This window comes from Teredinibacter sp. KSP-S5-2, assembly GCF_032773895.1.
In the GTDB taxonomy this organism is placed as follows: Bacteria; Pseudomonadota; Gammaproteobacteria; order Pseudomonadales; family Cellvibrionaceae.
Genome location: NZ_CP120416.1, coordinates 2440153 through 2454686, shown reverse-complemented (window position 1 = coordinate 2454686; position 14534 = coordinate 2440153). Strand labels below are relative to the sequence as shown.

The window sequence follows — 14534 nt, the reverse complement described above, 5'->3', positions numbered from 1 at the left end:
AGAATAAGCGTAGAAAGCCGTTGTTAATAATCGAGAGGGAACAACGTGGAAGCATTAAATTTTATCGAAACAAAACAAGATGGTTGCCCATTGGATAATGTGTTGATGTCTCAGTTGGGTTTACATTCTTCTCAACAAAAAAATCTGGATTATTGCCGGTTTAGTGAAAGCCCTCTTTGGTCTACGCAAAGGCAATATTTTACTCAGCAGGGTGTTAACCCCTGGCGAAATCGCTCTCTGCCATTCTACGCCACATCAAACCCAGCTTTGGCGAAATCCTATGCCAAAGTGATTGTGCAATATTGGCAAGATGCCATCGCGGTGGGAGATATCGATCCGGATCATCCGGTGTATGTTGTGGAGTTGGGCTGTGGCAGCGGCGCTTTTTCTTTTTATATGGTGAGAGCGATTGAATACGCCCTAAGACAATCCGCCATTGATGGGCTCGATTGGCGTTTTTTGTGTACGGATATCGGACATTCCAATTTACGTTTTATTGCCAATCACCCGAAGCTGAACAGGTATTTTGAAAATGGGGTAATGGCGGCGGGGTGTTTTGATGTGGAAACGCAGAACAAAATCCAGTTGCTAGACGGAAATGAACTTCATCAGTTCGCTAATGCTCCTGTTGTTATTTCAAATTATGTCTTTGATGGATTAACAAATGATGTATTTCATCTGCATTACGGGGATTTGTATGAAGGTAAGGTGGGTTTGATTTACAAAGAGAGAAACGATACTCACCAGAATAATACCTGTATATCTGGTAAACAATTCGAGGCGGCCAACCCGTTTAATAATATCGAGTTGGATTTTCAGTGGTCTGCTGTCGACAAAATCGATTGGCTTTCACCTGTTGTCTCTAATCAGGTTGATCAATATCGTAACCGGTTTGATAGCAGTGTGCTTTTGTATCCCACTGGTGCGATTCAATGTGTGGAACATATTCGTGAGATGTCTCATGGTCGTTTTTTACTGCTGTCTGCCGATAAAGGTTTTTATACCGATCAGGATGTTCGGTTACAGCCGGTACCATTCATGACCATTCATGGCAGTTTCTCTTTGCCTGTTAATTTTCATGCACTAAAAACCTACGCAGACGATCACGGTGCATTAAGTTGGCAGAATCAACAACGTCAAGGTGGTTTGGTGTATTCCATTCAGTTATTCAGTCATCACAGTGAATACTTTGGTAATACGCAATCCTGTGTCGAAGACCAGTTTTTATCCTGTTCCCCTGATCATCTGTTACCCATCCTGAGTGGTGTCAGGAAAACCAGCGGTAGTTACAGTATGGATACCATGCTGGGGTTTATCCGTTTATACGATTACGATCCAAGAATTTTAGATATTTTCCTTCCTGCATTATTGTCAAAATCCGAAGCACTGGATGTGGTGGATAAACACTATTGGAAAAATGTATTAGATAAGGTATGGAGCAATACTTATGACATAGGCAGCAGTGTTGAATTTGTTTTTGATTTGGGCGCATTCGCGCTGGATATTGGCCACTATCCTTTGGCAAAAAATGCATTTAGCGAAATAAAAAATACCATTCCGGACCCGGCCAACAGTTTTAATCTCGCCATCGCCAATATGAATCTTGCGAATTGGCAAGAGGCCGTATCTTCATTGGACGATACCATTCATACGCTGGCGAGAAACGGCGATGCCCAACTGGGAGAGGAAGAGTTATTATTGGATGCCGTCAACCTTCGAGACTATTGCAAGGAGAATAGTAAAGCAGAGTTTGGAAAGAAAATTTCTCAGGATGATAACCCCTGTTTTCTCACACCGTTGAACATGCAATACAGCGAAGAAATAGTGCATCAGTTTCGAGATGGCAATATTTCTGAACTCACCCGTTTGCCATTTTTTTGTTCAGTAGATGATGTCAATGGTTGGATAGATGAAGAAAACGCTTCTAAGACGAAAGAAATATATTGCGTGTTCCACCGTGAAATTGGTTTTGTTGGTCTGCTCGGTCTGCATTTTTCCGGTGATTCAGGGTATTTCTATTTTTGTATTGGTACGGATTATCAGAATAAAGGATTTGGCACACATTCTCTGTCGTTACTGAATGTGCTTGCGAAGCGCTTAGGCGTAAACCACATGTATAGCGGTGTGTACGCCTGTAACAAACGGTCGCAAAAAGTGATCTCCAATCAACATTTTTCCAGGCTGGAAGTTAAAGCAAGTGATCCCGATGCAGATTTGAACTTTTATCATCACTCAGTTTCGGGTGAGGAATTACCAAGTGATGTGTTGATCGATAAATTGGCGAAGTTGCTTACCGAAATTGATTCACCGATTAAACTCATATAGCGGTAGTGACTTATGGCGGATTCTGGTAACGGACAATTACGTGCGGTAAAAAAACGAACAGTAAAAATTGCTGATGCGGCTTTTGGTCCCGAAATGGAGCATGGTACTGGCCAGGTAAAATACCATCGTTTTTCCAGCATGAGTTTTAAAGATGAGAAGGCGTATCAAAAATACGCCACTGATACAGGGTTGGAAGTAACGGATGTTCAACAAAATTGGGGGCCTGTTTCGGGAGATCTTCGTCGCTCAAGACGAGGTTCGATTTCAGGAATGGTTGAGTTGCCGAATGGTAGTGTTTCAGCATTTCGTTGGAGTTCGCGAGCAACAACAATAGGATTGGATGCGCAGGATCAAAAAGGTAATCCGGAAACTGCATACGCCAATGCGGGGAGAGATATCTCCACATCAGCAAAAAATTCGAAAGATAAACCGATATCACCGAATGCTGTGTTGGCGGATATGGGGCATGTTGTCCTTGATCCAAACTCTGGTGTTTTTGGATTGGAAGACGCCGCGTATGCACAAGGTATTTCCGCTACGGCGCTGGATAAGCGACGAAGTTCAAGTGTTCAGAGCCTATATGGCAAGGGAATACAAACGGCGCTTGATTTTGGCAATAAACCCACTGCGGCACAAACCTACCACTCGGAACCTATGTCAGTGGCTTTCCTTGAACAAGACCTTGGTCATGCCTTAATAGATGATTCAGATAGATCTATGATGGTCACCAGTATTCCGAACCAGGTGTGCTTTAACTGCGGTCGTATGTATCAGCAAAATACTGGCCCGCGTTCGCATACGTCAGGTATGCCAGGGAAAGAATTTGGTGGGCAGAAACCGGGTCAAATGGATATTGAACAGCCCGATGGGCCTGCCGTTTTTCGGGCCAACCCGACGAGCGAAATACTTGCATCGCAGCAAAATACGGACGAAGTACGACATATATTTGATTATCACAAAAAATAATGTTTTTACGTTTTACCAGGCTTTTCAATTTTTTACATTAACTTGGTGATCATATGAATCGTTCGGGAAGAATAAAATATAAAACTAGGAAAAATAGCTAAAAATGATCGGGATATATCTATGGGTGAAGGGGTAGATCGCGTTGGCAAATAATGGCGATGTTCAGAAACAGCTGAAGAGCTTGTCGAAGCTGTCCTCCGCGTCTTCACCCAATGCGGTTTTATCTGCAATGCCAAAAATGAATTCGGCTAAGGGCGGTGCAGGGAAAATAAGTTATACCGCGGACGGTATAAAAGGCGTTTCTGGAAAAAAATCCTTTGAAATGTCTAAAGATGGAAATGCTGTATTTAACGCGTTGGGCACAACATTAAAATTTACCCGAACGGCCGACGGGTTACAAATGCATGTTGCTGACCAGAAATCGGGCAAAACCTCATCGCTTTCCATGAACAGTAAAGGGTTAACGGAAACCCACAAAGGTTCAGGTTTTCATAGAACAACGGAAACTCGAACCGACCGTTTTAAACATCAGGCACTGGATATCGCCAACGGGATGAAGAGCACTGGCGACATTGTTGGCAGGCTCGGTGCACATGCCTCGAAATTTGATGAAACGGAATTTGACAATGTGATTCGAGGTCATAAAGGAAAGTCAAGCCCCAGGAAAAAATCGTAATCTAAATCGGAGAATAGGATGGATATCACTTACCACGGTCGTTCGGCAAAAAAGCATAGAAGTGGTAAATGTTTTCTTTTTGAGGCAGCCATTTTGGAACAATAGTAAGAAAATGATATATAACTGTGTTTTGTCACTATATGACAAAAGTAATTAAGTATTTGTAAGAGGTTGTAATGGATTTAGATGCACCTACTGTAACTCACTTAAAAAAGGTGGGTAAAAAAGCGTTATTCCGCTCCACGGCTTCTGGAAAGTTTCTGGGGAAGGGATTTGGTCGTGCATACCGTGTTCCCGCCAGAAAGAAAAAATATGGCGGTGTAGGTAAAGATGAACCTGTGCGCACCTCTACTGTGAGAAGAACCCTTGCCAGAATGATGCCGGGCACAGTTAAACCTAAAGGTCTTCGTGAAGCAGAGGAGTTTGTTGATATTGTTTCTCCTCTTCGAATTGATACTGATCGCCTTGTTTGGTATCAGGGTAATGGTCTTTCTGGTCACCCTGGTGCGTTAAAGAAGGTGTCCAATACCAACCAGCATATTGCCCATGGTCATGGGCGGAAGGATCGGGCAAGAGCTCAGGCAGTACAGAAGGAGTTTGATGAAGTTGCGGCAAAAGAAACCGGTTTAACTCGGTCTATTTTGGGTGCGCACCAAATGGCTGTAAGAGGGCAAGTTGAAACAGTGCGAACAATGATGTCGCCTTACGCAGAGTTTGAAGATAAAGGCGCTGTCGGTGCAGAGTCAAAAATATTTCATTCCGCGTTTGGCGATGTAAAAGCGGATGCTACTAGTTTTGAGAACATGGCAAAACTGGTTCATAACTCACGCGAAACACTTAAATGGCAAACGGCATCTCAAATGCTCGGGCTTGGGGGGATGGATGATCATGTTCCTCCTGTTATGAAAGCGTATTTGGCAAAACACAAAACGGGCCATACATATGATGTCGGTACGGCCATAGATGATTTTGAGAAAAACTATTCTGGCCCGGTGAATACGGCGAAAACCTCTCAAGCGGGCGCATTAGATACTTCTGAAACACTAAGAGCTACTAACGCAGGCGCCGCTGCAGGTGGGAGAAAAAGAGCAATAAGTGATGCACGACAATTCAGGCGTTGATATATGAAAGGGATCAGCACTAAGGTTAATCACTACATATATAAATTAGTTGGCTACTGATTCAACACTTATTGTTGAATCTTGGTTGCATCTGTTGGTAATTTTTACCACACGCCAAACTCCCTTAATTTGGGTTTTTACCTAAAGACACAAATCTGTCACTTGACTTGTTTTAGTAAACATATATGATTTTCCGAATATGTTTGCTGGAGGCAATGAATTGAAACTGGATCCGTTAACTTTTTATAAATGTCTGTCCGAAGAGACGCGTCTTAAATCGTTATTGTTGCTTACGTTAAAAGGTGAGCTATGTGTATGTGATTTGACCGTGGCGATGGACCTGAGCCAACCGAAAGTATCGCGTCATTTATCTGAACTGCGAAAATCTGAAGTGATATCCGATGATAAGCGGGGAAAGTGGGTCTACTATCGACTGCATCGTAACCTGCCGAGCTGGGCAAAAGCGGTATTGGTTAAAACTGCCGCGCAAAACCCCAGCTATATTGAGCGTAACCTGAGTTTGTTAGAGCGCAATACCACGTCGCCTAACCGCTGTGTATCCAATAGTGAGTGACAATGAAAATCTTATATATCTGCACACACAATCGCTGTCGAAGTATTTTATCTGAAGCAATAACCAATCACTTTGGCGAAGGCAAAATTCAGGCACAGAGCGCTGGAAGCCAACCTGTTGGTGAAGTACATCCACTTTCCATTAAGTATCTGAATGAAGCGGGTATTTCGACCGAAGGCTTGCGCAGTCAATCGTGGCATGACTTTGAAGAATTTGAACCGGATATTGTGGTGACTGTTTGTGATTCTGCTGCCGGTGAAGCCTGTCCACTCTGGTTTGGGCAAACCATTAAAGTCCATTGGGGGTTGGCAGACCCGTCCAAACTGGAGGGCTCTGAAGAAGATGTTGCAGCCGCTTTCAGGCAAACTATTGCGGAAATTCAACAGCGTGTTCACGGGTTGTTAAAAATTGATTTTGATGCGTTAACAGAGACAGAGATAAGACAAGCGTTAAATACTTTGGGGGCAAAATAGCATGACCGATGCCCTAACGCTGGACTTGCCGAACATTGAAACCGAACAATTTCACATCCCGAAAGGGGAAAAACTTAATCGTTCTTTTTCCGGCCATAAACCCCGGTTTTTATTGCTCTACGGGTCACTACGTAAGGTTTCCTACAGCCGTTTGGTGATAGAGGAATGCGCCAGATTATTAATCAGCATGGGCGCAGAGGTGCGTATATATAATCCCTCTGGTTTGCCCTTACCAGATGATGCCGACGCAGATCATCCCAAGGTTCAGGAGCTTCGTGAATTAATGGCGTGGTCGGAGGGTCAGGTATGGTGTTCTCCAGAACGGCACGGGGCGATGACCGGTATTATGAAGGCACAAATTGATTGGGTGCCGTTATCACTTGGTGCGGTTCGACCGACCCAGGGAAAAACCTTGGCGGTAATGCAGGTTTGTGGTGGATCGCAATCCTTTAATGCCGTGAACCAGATGCGGGTGCTTGGGCGCTGGATGCGGATGATCACCATTCCCAATCAATCTTCTGTGGCGAAAGCGTTTCTGGAGTTTGATGAGCATGGGCGAATGAAACCGTCCGCCTATTACAACCGGATTGTGGATGTCATGGAAGAATTAATAAAGTTTACGCTACTTACCCGTGATAACTCAGAGTATTTGGTGGATCGTTATTCTGAACGGGTGGAAACCGCGGAGCAGTTAAGTCAACGCGTTAACCAGCGTTCTATTTAATTGGGGCAGGGGTATTTTTTATGGGTTTATTTGAACGTTATTTATCCGTTTGGATTGGCTTGTGCATTCTGGCAGGTGTTGGATTGGGCAGCATCACACCCGCGACGTTTACCTGGGTAGCCTCCCTGGAATATGCCCATGTAAACCTGGTGGTAGCGGTACTGATTTGGTTAATGATTTACCCAATGATGATACAGGTGGATTTTTCTGCAATAAAAGATGTGGGAAAGAAACCAAAGGGCATTATCTTAACGTTAGTTATTAATTGGTTGATTAAACCCTTTAGTATGGCCGCACTGGGTTGGCTGTTTTTTAAAGGTATTTTTGCCGATTGGGTTGACCCCCAGACAGCCACGGAATATATCGCCGGTATGATTTTATTGGGTGTGGCACCGTGTACTGCAATGGTATTTGTATGGAGTCAGCTAACCAAGGGTGATGCCAATTACACGTTGGTTCAAGTATCGATTAATGATGTGATTATGATTTTCGCCTTTGCGCCCATTGCTGCATTTTTACTGGGTGTAACGGAAATTCATGTACCCTGGCAAACGCTGATTTTATCCGTGGTATTGTATGTGCTATTACCCCTGTTGGCAGGGATCTTTACCCGGAAAAAACTGGATAAACGCAATGATCATTCAAAACTGAATGGGTTTATTCACGCGTTAAAGCCCTGGTCGATAATTGGTTTACTGGCGACGGTGGTGTTACTGTTTGGTTTTCAGGCGCAAACCATACTGGATAATCCGACCGCAATTGTATTGATTGCGATTCCGCTCTTGCTACAAACCTACGGTATTTTTGCCATTGCCTATTTTGCTGCTCGGCAGATGAAGCTTCCCCATAACGTTGCAGCACCTGCCTGTATGATTGGTACATCCAACTTTTTTGAACTGGCGGTGGCGGTGGCGATTTCGGTATTTGGTATACATTCTGGTGCTGCTTTGGCAACGGTGGTTGGTGTTCTGGTGGAAGTCCCTGTTATGCTATCGTTAGTCGCATTTGCAAATCGGACACGACACTGGTTTGCTTAATTGAGGAACAGTATATGATCACACGGGCATTATTATTTCTTACCGTTTTTTTTCTGGTGAGTTGCGCAGCGTTAATTCAGCCAAATATCAAAAGCGGAATTGCAGAAATTAAACAGGGCAATTATGAGCTGGATAAATCCCATGCAACGGTGCTTTTTAAAGTGAACCATATGGGGTTTTCCAAATTCATCGGTCGCTTTAATACATTTGATGCAGGCTTAACCTTTGACCCGGATAACTTTGCCAATTCAAAGTTAAATGCCATTGTGGATATGTCCAGCATTGATGTGAACAGCCCGGATTTTGAAGAGACGCTCAGGGGGAAAGATTGGTTAAACACCGACGAATTTCCGCAGGCCATTTTTGAATCCGAATCTGCCAAACAGATCTCAGAGAGTAAAGCGGTTTTTTCTGGTTATTTGACCTTTCTTGGTGTTCGCGGCCCAGTGGATATTGAAGTGATATTTAACGGTGGGGCGAATAATATATTGACACAAAAGTATACTCTGGGATTTGAAGCCAAGGCGCTATTTAGTCGCAGTGCATTCGGCCTGGACCGTTATGTGCCGACCATCGGTGATGATATTGAGCTGGAAGTGCATGTGGAGTTTCATCGTAAATAGGCTCTAGCCAGCGCTGAACCAATTCCTGTCAGCTTTGTCCTAATCTCCGGTAAATGACTGGAGAGATAGGGCGGGGTGAAGAGTCAGGAGTACGGTGAAGCGTGGCAACTTTTTGATGTCGACAACGAACGTATATGGCACATATCTCTTCTGTCTCTTCTTATATTGGTCACGTTTTTCTGGTTTTATTGCTTGCCGAGACTTCAAGTTGCCGAGATATCAATTATTCAGCCCCAAGCTAAGAAAAATGATGTCGCCAGTGTCACCCTGAGGTTAATTGAGCCTACAATACAGGACGCCAGAGAATACCAGAGTGAACTCGCACCGGAAGTTAATAAGCAACAGGTGAAAGATAAAGTGCTCCCGAATACCGGTTTAAACAAAGAAAAGCCGCAGACCGTGGAGATCGATAAGCCTGAACGCGAAGAAGCCGTTAGGTTAATATGGTCTGAGTTAATTTCAGAAATTGCTACCGCTGGATCGGTGCCTGATAATAACGAGGAAAGCAACAGGGGTATTCAAGGTGAGATGTTTGATTCCCGTTTATATCAGGATTTACAGGAATCCGCCCGCAGGCAAAGTATTTCTAAAACTGCACAGAAGCGCCGTGAAAAACAACCTTTTGCTCTCAGCGAAAATGCCTTTGGTGAATTGAATATTAAGCAAGGCGATATCTGCGCACGAATAGAGCGCAGTGGAATTGCCGAGCAAGAAACCTGGTGGCTGCGAAATTGCGGAACCGAGCAAAACGACTTTGCCAGGAAACTAAAACAAAGATTAGATCGTGCTGGTTTTGAAACCAGATAACGTCAAGGTATGAAGTATGAATAACAGCGAATTGGAAGAACACATTACCGAGTTGCAGGCACGTATTGAATTTCAGGAAGACACAATACAAACACTCAATGAACTGGTGATAGAACAGGGCGCTGCGTTGGAAAGTTTACAGGCACAATTTCGCAAACTGTACAAGAAAATGGATGATATGAATTACGAATTCGAGAGCCATAAAAGCGATGGTGGAAATGAGCGGCCTCCGCATTATTAGAAAGCTCCAGATTTATTTGGCAGCGCTCTGTGTGCTAGATAACTTCCCCGTAACCATCTGCAGAATTCTTTAGGTGTAGCTCTGTCACAAAAGGGATTTTTTGTGACAAACGTTGAACAACGAATTCCGGTAACAGAGTTACTCTATCTTTCGATCCCCTCCCATTTCTTACCGTGATTGCATTCATACCAAAAATAATGTCGGAGACTCTCAAACAGATTACTTCAAAAATTCGTAATCCTGAACCATGCATGAGTTAGGCAATGAGTCTGGTGGTGCCTTTTGGGTGAGAAATCATCTCAAGCGCTTCGAGGTGTGTCAAAACTACCACAATTTGGTTGGTTTTTTTTGCGTAGGCATGGGGTATATCAGATAGGGGCGTTTTCAACTCTCTATAGAGTATTGTTTGTCAGAATTATACGTACATAATGCGCATAACCTGCTGGTCGCTTAATGAGCAATTATTGGAAGTTTATTCAAATCAAAACGTTATGTAATTACGTTGTTGAAAGGTGGGAAATTTTACGCGACATAAATCTAAGTGGTTTCACACTTCGTGTACGCTTTTTTCAGCGTGTGATATAGTTAATTTCTTGATTTTAAAGAAAATTATAAACGGAAAAAAAGAAACATACGAATAAGGGGATATACGCACCTGATGCGTAGAATAAACATGTTAAATATCAATAAGGATCAAAATGAGAAAAATTATATTCTTTGTACTTGCAATTTTGTCGGCACCAGTTTTGTCAACTACTATTTGTGATGGGATGGTGGCCCGTGTACAGCTTACTAGGGAAGGGAATGTAGAAGTAATTTCAAGTCAACTATATGGCAATTCTGATGGTAGAACTGTTTGCAATATACATGCGGAGTGGAAGGGTGTAAAGCCGGAATCATGTCGCGGCTGGTACTCTCTTATGCTCTCCTCGGTAGCGATGAAATCGAAAATAAGGGTTCAATACTCCGCTGGGCAAACGTGCGCTGGTCAACCAAGCTGGTCGGCAGCAAATGCACCATGGATGCTGTCAAATATATAAATTTAACAAGTGCCAGCAAACCGATATTTATTCTGGTGCTTGCTTTTTGTTCGTTTCGTTTTTTAACAAAAACTAATCCACTCCATAAATACGGTTGTGGCGGGCGTTACATTTATAAATCTTCACAAGGAAATAATAATGAGTACCAATATAGGATTAAGTCTGATCTTGATTTTTTGTTTGTCCATGAAAGCTAATGCATTACTAATAGATGTTGAATTTCAAGATAACGATGGCCCACAATGGAAAGGTACCGTAAATACTAAAACGGATGAGCTAACAATTACCAGTTGGTCGGAGGGAGCAGGGGCAATCACTTGGTGGACGCCTTTGAGCCCTTTAACATGGGTAGCGAGAGATTTTTCTGGAAATAAGTATGATGTACTGGACAACTGGGATGGTTCGTTAGTGGATTTTGGGTTCTTATCTGACGATATGCTTTCAGAGTTATCCTGGCATGATGGGATAATAGAAGGAGCATCCTCTGGCTGGACTACCGTAAGACCTGGGTGGGGTATCACCTCAATGATAGGTTTAACTGGATATGAGGAATTTTACCAAGGAGGAGGAAATACATGGTTAGGATTTTTACCACAGGGCGATAATCCGATGGGGGCAGCAAGAACAATTGCTGACAGTGTTAGCTTCATTGCTAGAGTCGAAGTGCCAGAACCAAGTTCCCTAACATTACTTTTATTGGGGATAACTGGGGTGTTGGTTCGTCGTAAGCAGAATGGTTAATGTAACAAACTTAGGCAATAGGAAAACTTACTACGCCTTCGGCTCCGTAAATTTTCGTTGCTAAAGGCAATACATGGCCTCGTTCGCTGCACAAACTCGGCCATGTATCGGGTCGGGTAGAGCTGTAACACAAGTCGTCCGCGTAGAGTTGCAAATTGAGTAAGAATTAAATTTGAATTATGAAATGGTTGGGAAGTATGAGCGAGCGCGGCCGCTTATTAACGCGTTACAGCCAGCCCTAAAGAGCCGCTGAATAGCCCGACCCGTTAAGCATCAACCGAATGAATCCAAAAGAAGCAGCAGCAAAGTACAGTTTGAATCAGCTTTCTAGCAAGGATATATACAGAATCGCAGATCAGTGGTTGGTTGATGGAATCTTTACCGATTCAATAAACGAAATATCTATGGAGCGTGAGCCCATATTTTCTGTTGTCGGTGTACTATTTGAAAATGCTCTTGAGGAGCTAGGTCACTGCATCCCTAGTAGAGTTGAGGCAGCGAAATATCTTATTAAAGTTACTCTTACTCGGATGGTTGAGGAGGAAATAGACTTAATGGAAGGTGCAAACTACATATACTGGGAATTGCACCATTCGGTAACGGACGTACTTCCTGATATAGAGCATGTAGGTTCCAATCTGGGATTGGGTGCAATTTTTTGCTGGTTGAGGGAAATTTGGGATTGCCGAGACGGGTCAATGATTCTCTACTATGTTGATCTACCCCGAGAAAAGGCGGAAGCCAAGTTTCTTGAGCACTTAAGAGAAGAGTCCATAAAGTGGTTGGAGAAAAATGCTTAACAAAAAAAAGCAGCGGCCGAACTGCTGCTTTGGGTGTTATGCGCCTGAGTTACCCACGAAAAGTAGACACCTTCAATAGTTAGGTTAACTGCGTGGAGGTGTCCCATGTGCCATCCATATACTCATCGTTATATTCGCTCATTAATATATAAGCCATTCTTCCCTGGCATTTAGAGAGTCTTTTTGGGAAAAAAATAGAAGAAACTATTTCGGCTTTTCTTCGCGGATAAGCATATCTATGAAATTGTCAAACCGTCTTTGTCGTGTTTCCGGTTTCTTTGCACTTGTTAATCCTTGCGCGATGATATATCGACTGGATTTGGTGAGTGTTTCATAAAACTGTTTCGCCTTTGGCTTATTTTCCAATTCTGCCAGAAAATCCGCTGGCACTTCTATTTCACTTGCCGTATAGGCACTTTCCCAGCGACCATCGGCTTTGGCTGCACGAATGTGCGTCAGTCCTGATTCTTTCATTCGGCCTTCGATTATTAAACGTTCCGCATGCTCCCGGTTTCTTTTTGACCAGCTGCTTCGCGCTTTTCTGGGAGTAATACGTTGAAGGTAGGCTTGGTCATCGATTGATTTTTTGATACCGTCGATCCAACCCCAACACAAAGCTTCAATCACTACATCGTCCCATGTCACGCTTGGAATATTCGTGTTTTTTTTAAATATCTTTACCCAAAGCTCGTTTTCTGTGGCGTGATTAACTTTGAGCCACTGGCCGAGATCTTTCGGTGCCGGAAAGGTCATGATTTTCTTTGGATTGGGTTCAGGCATGGAGCTATAATCCCTTTGATACAATCTATTAATGGCACTACAAGATAACAATCTGTTCATATATCATGTAATAAACAAGGCCTATGTACGAGTATATTACAAAGAGTATTAGGAATGTACTCTATACCGATATCTTTAATTTCTCGCGATTCAATATATAATCACATTGATATTGATACTAAAGGAACATCCCGGACGATCTGGTGTTTGAGATAGTCTGACGTTCAAGAATCAAATATGTAAATGTAAATAAAATTCTTAGGAATTTCGGCTACTATTAAAAATAGTTGTACTATGCTTAACTCTGGCTTACAACGTAAGCCGAAAATATAGCCGATAACTGTGATGTCTCTTTCATCTTGTATCGAGTAAGAGCGCTAATATCCGATGTTGTGACGACGACTAAACTTTTTGATATTCTGAGTGCTTCCGTAAATAGTTTGTTTATATATATACTCGAGTGACTCTCCAATATACAAACAAAACAAACGTCAAATTTTTTGTCATTGAACGTTGTATATACACCTAGTCTGTTAAATACCGCGATATCTGGAAATTTCTCAATTATCTGACTGTAGGTTGTTGAACAGTTTTCAATAATTGTGGAAGGGGATATGTGTGATATCAATAATGGATCGGCTATTCCAATCAATAATGTATTTTTGGTAAGCTTAAGCTTGTTTAAGTATTTTCTGAATCTGAGAATTGGAAAGTTTTTCCGATATAGTTGTCTTGATTGATTATTAAAAAAATCCGATATTTCATAGTTAAACTTGCGAGCGCTACTATTAATGTACAGCTCGGTTTCAATTGAAGGGTGTTTTTCGAAAAAGGCGATTTTATTTATACCATTTGTTTTATTATTGATCGATTGATTTCTGCTGTGAGGGATATGAAGTCCAGTTGCGCTACGCTGGAGTTTGAACTGGGCGCCAGCCTTAAAAAGGCGATAGCCGAATTCTATATCCTCGATACCCCAAGATTTGAAGTTCTCTTCGAATATACCAGATTTATTTAATAATTCCGAGGTTACAGATATGTTACCGCTCCAAAATAAACACCAAGGGGCGGGCATAGACTCGAGTTTATCGAAGTATTCAGAGAAAGCTGACTCTCTTGTATCTATATAGAGCTCCGATTTTCCCAACTGTTCGATGGCTTCGTCTGGACAATCTATATTGAATTTGTGTGGAAGATCTTCGTAATGTAAATTTTGATTGGTGCCAAAGATGTAGCCAACCACGGCGTAAGTAGCGTCGCTTGATGTGGCGTTATTGTAATGAGTTGAGTAATGGGAGCTAATGAAGTTGGTTGATGTAATTATACCCGAATCCAGAAATATTAGAATACTACCTTTTGCATGAGATATTCCAAGATTTCTGGCTTGAGATACTCTATAACCAAGATCCTCTTGAAAAAGGTATGTTATATTCAATAATTCTTCAAATTCATTGCATACGTCCATTGATTTGTCTGATGAGCCATCATCGACTACGATAACCTCAAAATCAGATCTCGAGAAGGATTGATTGCTCAGAGATTTTAGTGTTGTACGTAACAATGAGTCTCGGTTGTATGTAGGAATAATAACGGAAACTTTCATTTT

15 protein-coding genes are annotated in these 14534 nt (G+C 42.5%); 13 read left to right on the top strand and 2 right to left on the bottom strand.

The window, feature by feature from the left end; translation table 11 throughout:
* Positions 1-45 precede the first annotated feature (45 nt).
* The 13 genes from P5V12_RS10620 to P5V12_RS10560 all read left to right on the top strand — a co-directional run bounded on the left by P5V12_RS10620 (position 46) and on the right by P5V12_RS10560 (position 12148).
* Positions 46-2325 (top strand): GNAT family N-acetyltransferase, encoded by a 2280-nt coding sequence (locus P5V12_RS10620; RefSeq protein WP_316957331.1) that lies wholly within the window; start codon positions 46-48, stop codon positions 2323-2325.
* A gap of 12 nt (positions 2326-2337) precedes the next feature.
* Complete coding sequence (locus tag P5V12_RS10615) at positions 2338-3291, top strand: hypothetical protein (RefSeq protein WP_316957330.1); 954 nt, start codon at positions 2338-2340, stop codon at positions 3289-3291.
* 142 nt (positions 3292-3433) lie between these two features.
* Positions 3434-3967: a hypothetical protein gene (locus P5V12_RS10610; RefSeq protein ID WP_316957329.1), complete on the top strand. Its 534-nt coding sequence runs from the start codon at positions 3434-3436 to the stop codon at positions 3965-3967.
* 176 nt (positions 3968-4143) lie between these two features.
* On the top strand, positions 4144-5088 hold the full coding sequence (locus P5V12_RS10605; protein WP_316957328.1) for a hypothetical protein: 945 nt from the start codon (positions 4144-4146) through the stop codon (positions 5086-5088).
* A gap of 220 nt (positions 5089-5308) precedes the next feature.
* A complete protein-coding gene (locus P5V12_RS10600; protein ID WP_316957327.1) occupies positions 5309-5662 on the top strand; it encodes a metalloregulator ArsR/SmtB family transcription factor in 354 nt (117 codons plus the stop codon).
* A 2-nt stretch (positions 5663-5664) separates the two neighbouring features.
* Positions 5665-6135, top strand: coding sequence for an arsenate reductase ArsC (locus tag P5V12_RS10595; RefSeq protein ID WP_316957326.1), 471 nt, complete (start codon positions 5665-5667; stop codon positions 6133-6135).
* Position 6136: 1 nt separating this feature from the next.
* Entirely contained in the window at positions 6137-6859 is a 723-nt protein-coding gene (gene arsH / locus P5V12_RS10590; RefSeq protein WP_316957325.1) for an arsenical resistance protein ArsH, read from the top strand.
* A gap of 20 nt (positions 6860-6879) precedes the next feature.
* The gene (arsB, locus tag P5V12_RS10585; protein ID WP_316957324.1) at positions 6880-7896 is read left to right on the top strand and encodes an ACR3 family arsenite efflux transporter; all 1017 of its coding nucleotides are present in this window, start codon (positions 6880-6882) and stop codon (positions 7894-7896) included.
* Between the two features lie 14 nt (positions 7897-7910).
* On the top strand, positions 7911-8519 hold the full coding sequence (locus tag P5V12_RS10580; RefSeq protein ID WP_316957323.1) for a YceI family protein: 609 nt from the start codon (positions 7911-7913) through the stop codon (positions 8517-8519).
* Positions 8520-8594: 75 nt separating this feature from the next.
* Entirely contained in the window at positions 8595-9326 is a 732-nt protein-coding gene (locus tag P5V12_RS10575) for a hypothetical protein (protein WP_316957322.1), read from the top strand.
* 16 nt (positions 9327-9342) lie between these two features.
* Positions 9343-9567, top strand: a complete 225-nt coding sequence (locus tag P5V12_RS10570; RefSeq protein ID WP_316957321.1) for a SlyX family protein — start codon at positions 9343-9345, stop codon at positions 9565-9567.
* A 1178-nt stretch (positions 9568-10745) separates the two neighbouring features.
* Positions 10746-11348: a PEP-CTERM sorting domain-containing protein gene (locus P5V12_RS10565; RefSeq protein ID WP_316957320.1), complete on the top strand. Its 603-nt coding sequence runs from the start codon at positions 10746-10748 to the stop codon at positions 11346-11348.
* 281 nt (positions 11349-11629) lie between these two features.
* Positions 11630-12148, top strand: coding sequence for a hypothetical protein (locus P5V12_RS10560; protein WP_316957319.1), 519 nt, complete (start codon positions 11630-11632; stop codon positions 12146-12148).
* 204 nt (positions 12149-12352) lie between these two features.
* On the opposite strand, the gene P5V12_RS10555 is transcribed toward P5V12_RS10560, so the two are convergent.
* Both P5V12_RS10555 and P5V12_RS10550 read right to left on the bottom strand, forming a co-directional pair.
* Positions 12353-12928 (bottom strand): YdeI/OmpD-associated family protein, encoded by a 576-nt coding sequence (locus P5V12_RS10555; RefSeq protein ID WP_316957318.1) that lies wholly within the window; start codon positions 12926-12928, stop codon positions 12353-12355.
* A 298-nt stretch (positions 12929-13226) separates the two neighbouring features.
* Positions 13227-14531 carry a glycosyltransferase gene (locus P5V12_RS10550; RefSeq protein WP_316957317.1) on the bottom strand — a complete coding sequence of 435 codons (1305 nt, stop codon included), beginning with the start codon at positions 14529-14531 and terminating at the stop codon, positions 13227-13229.
* Positions 14532-14534: the final 3 nt, after the last annotated feature.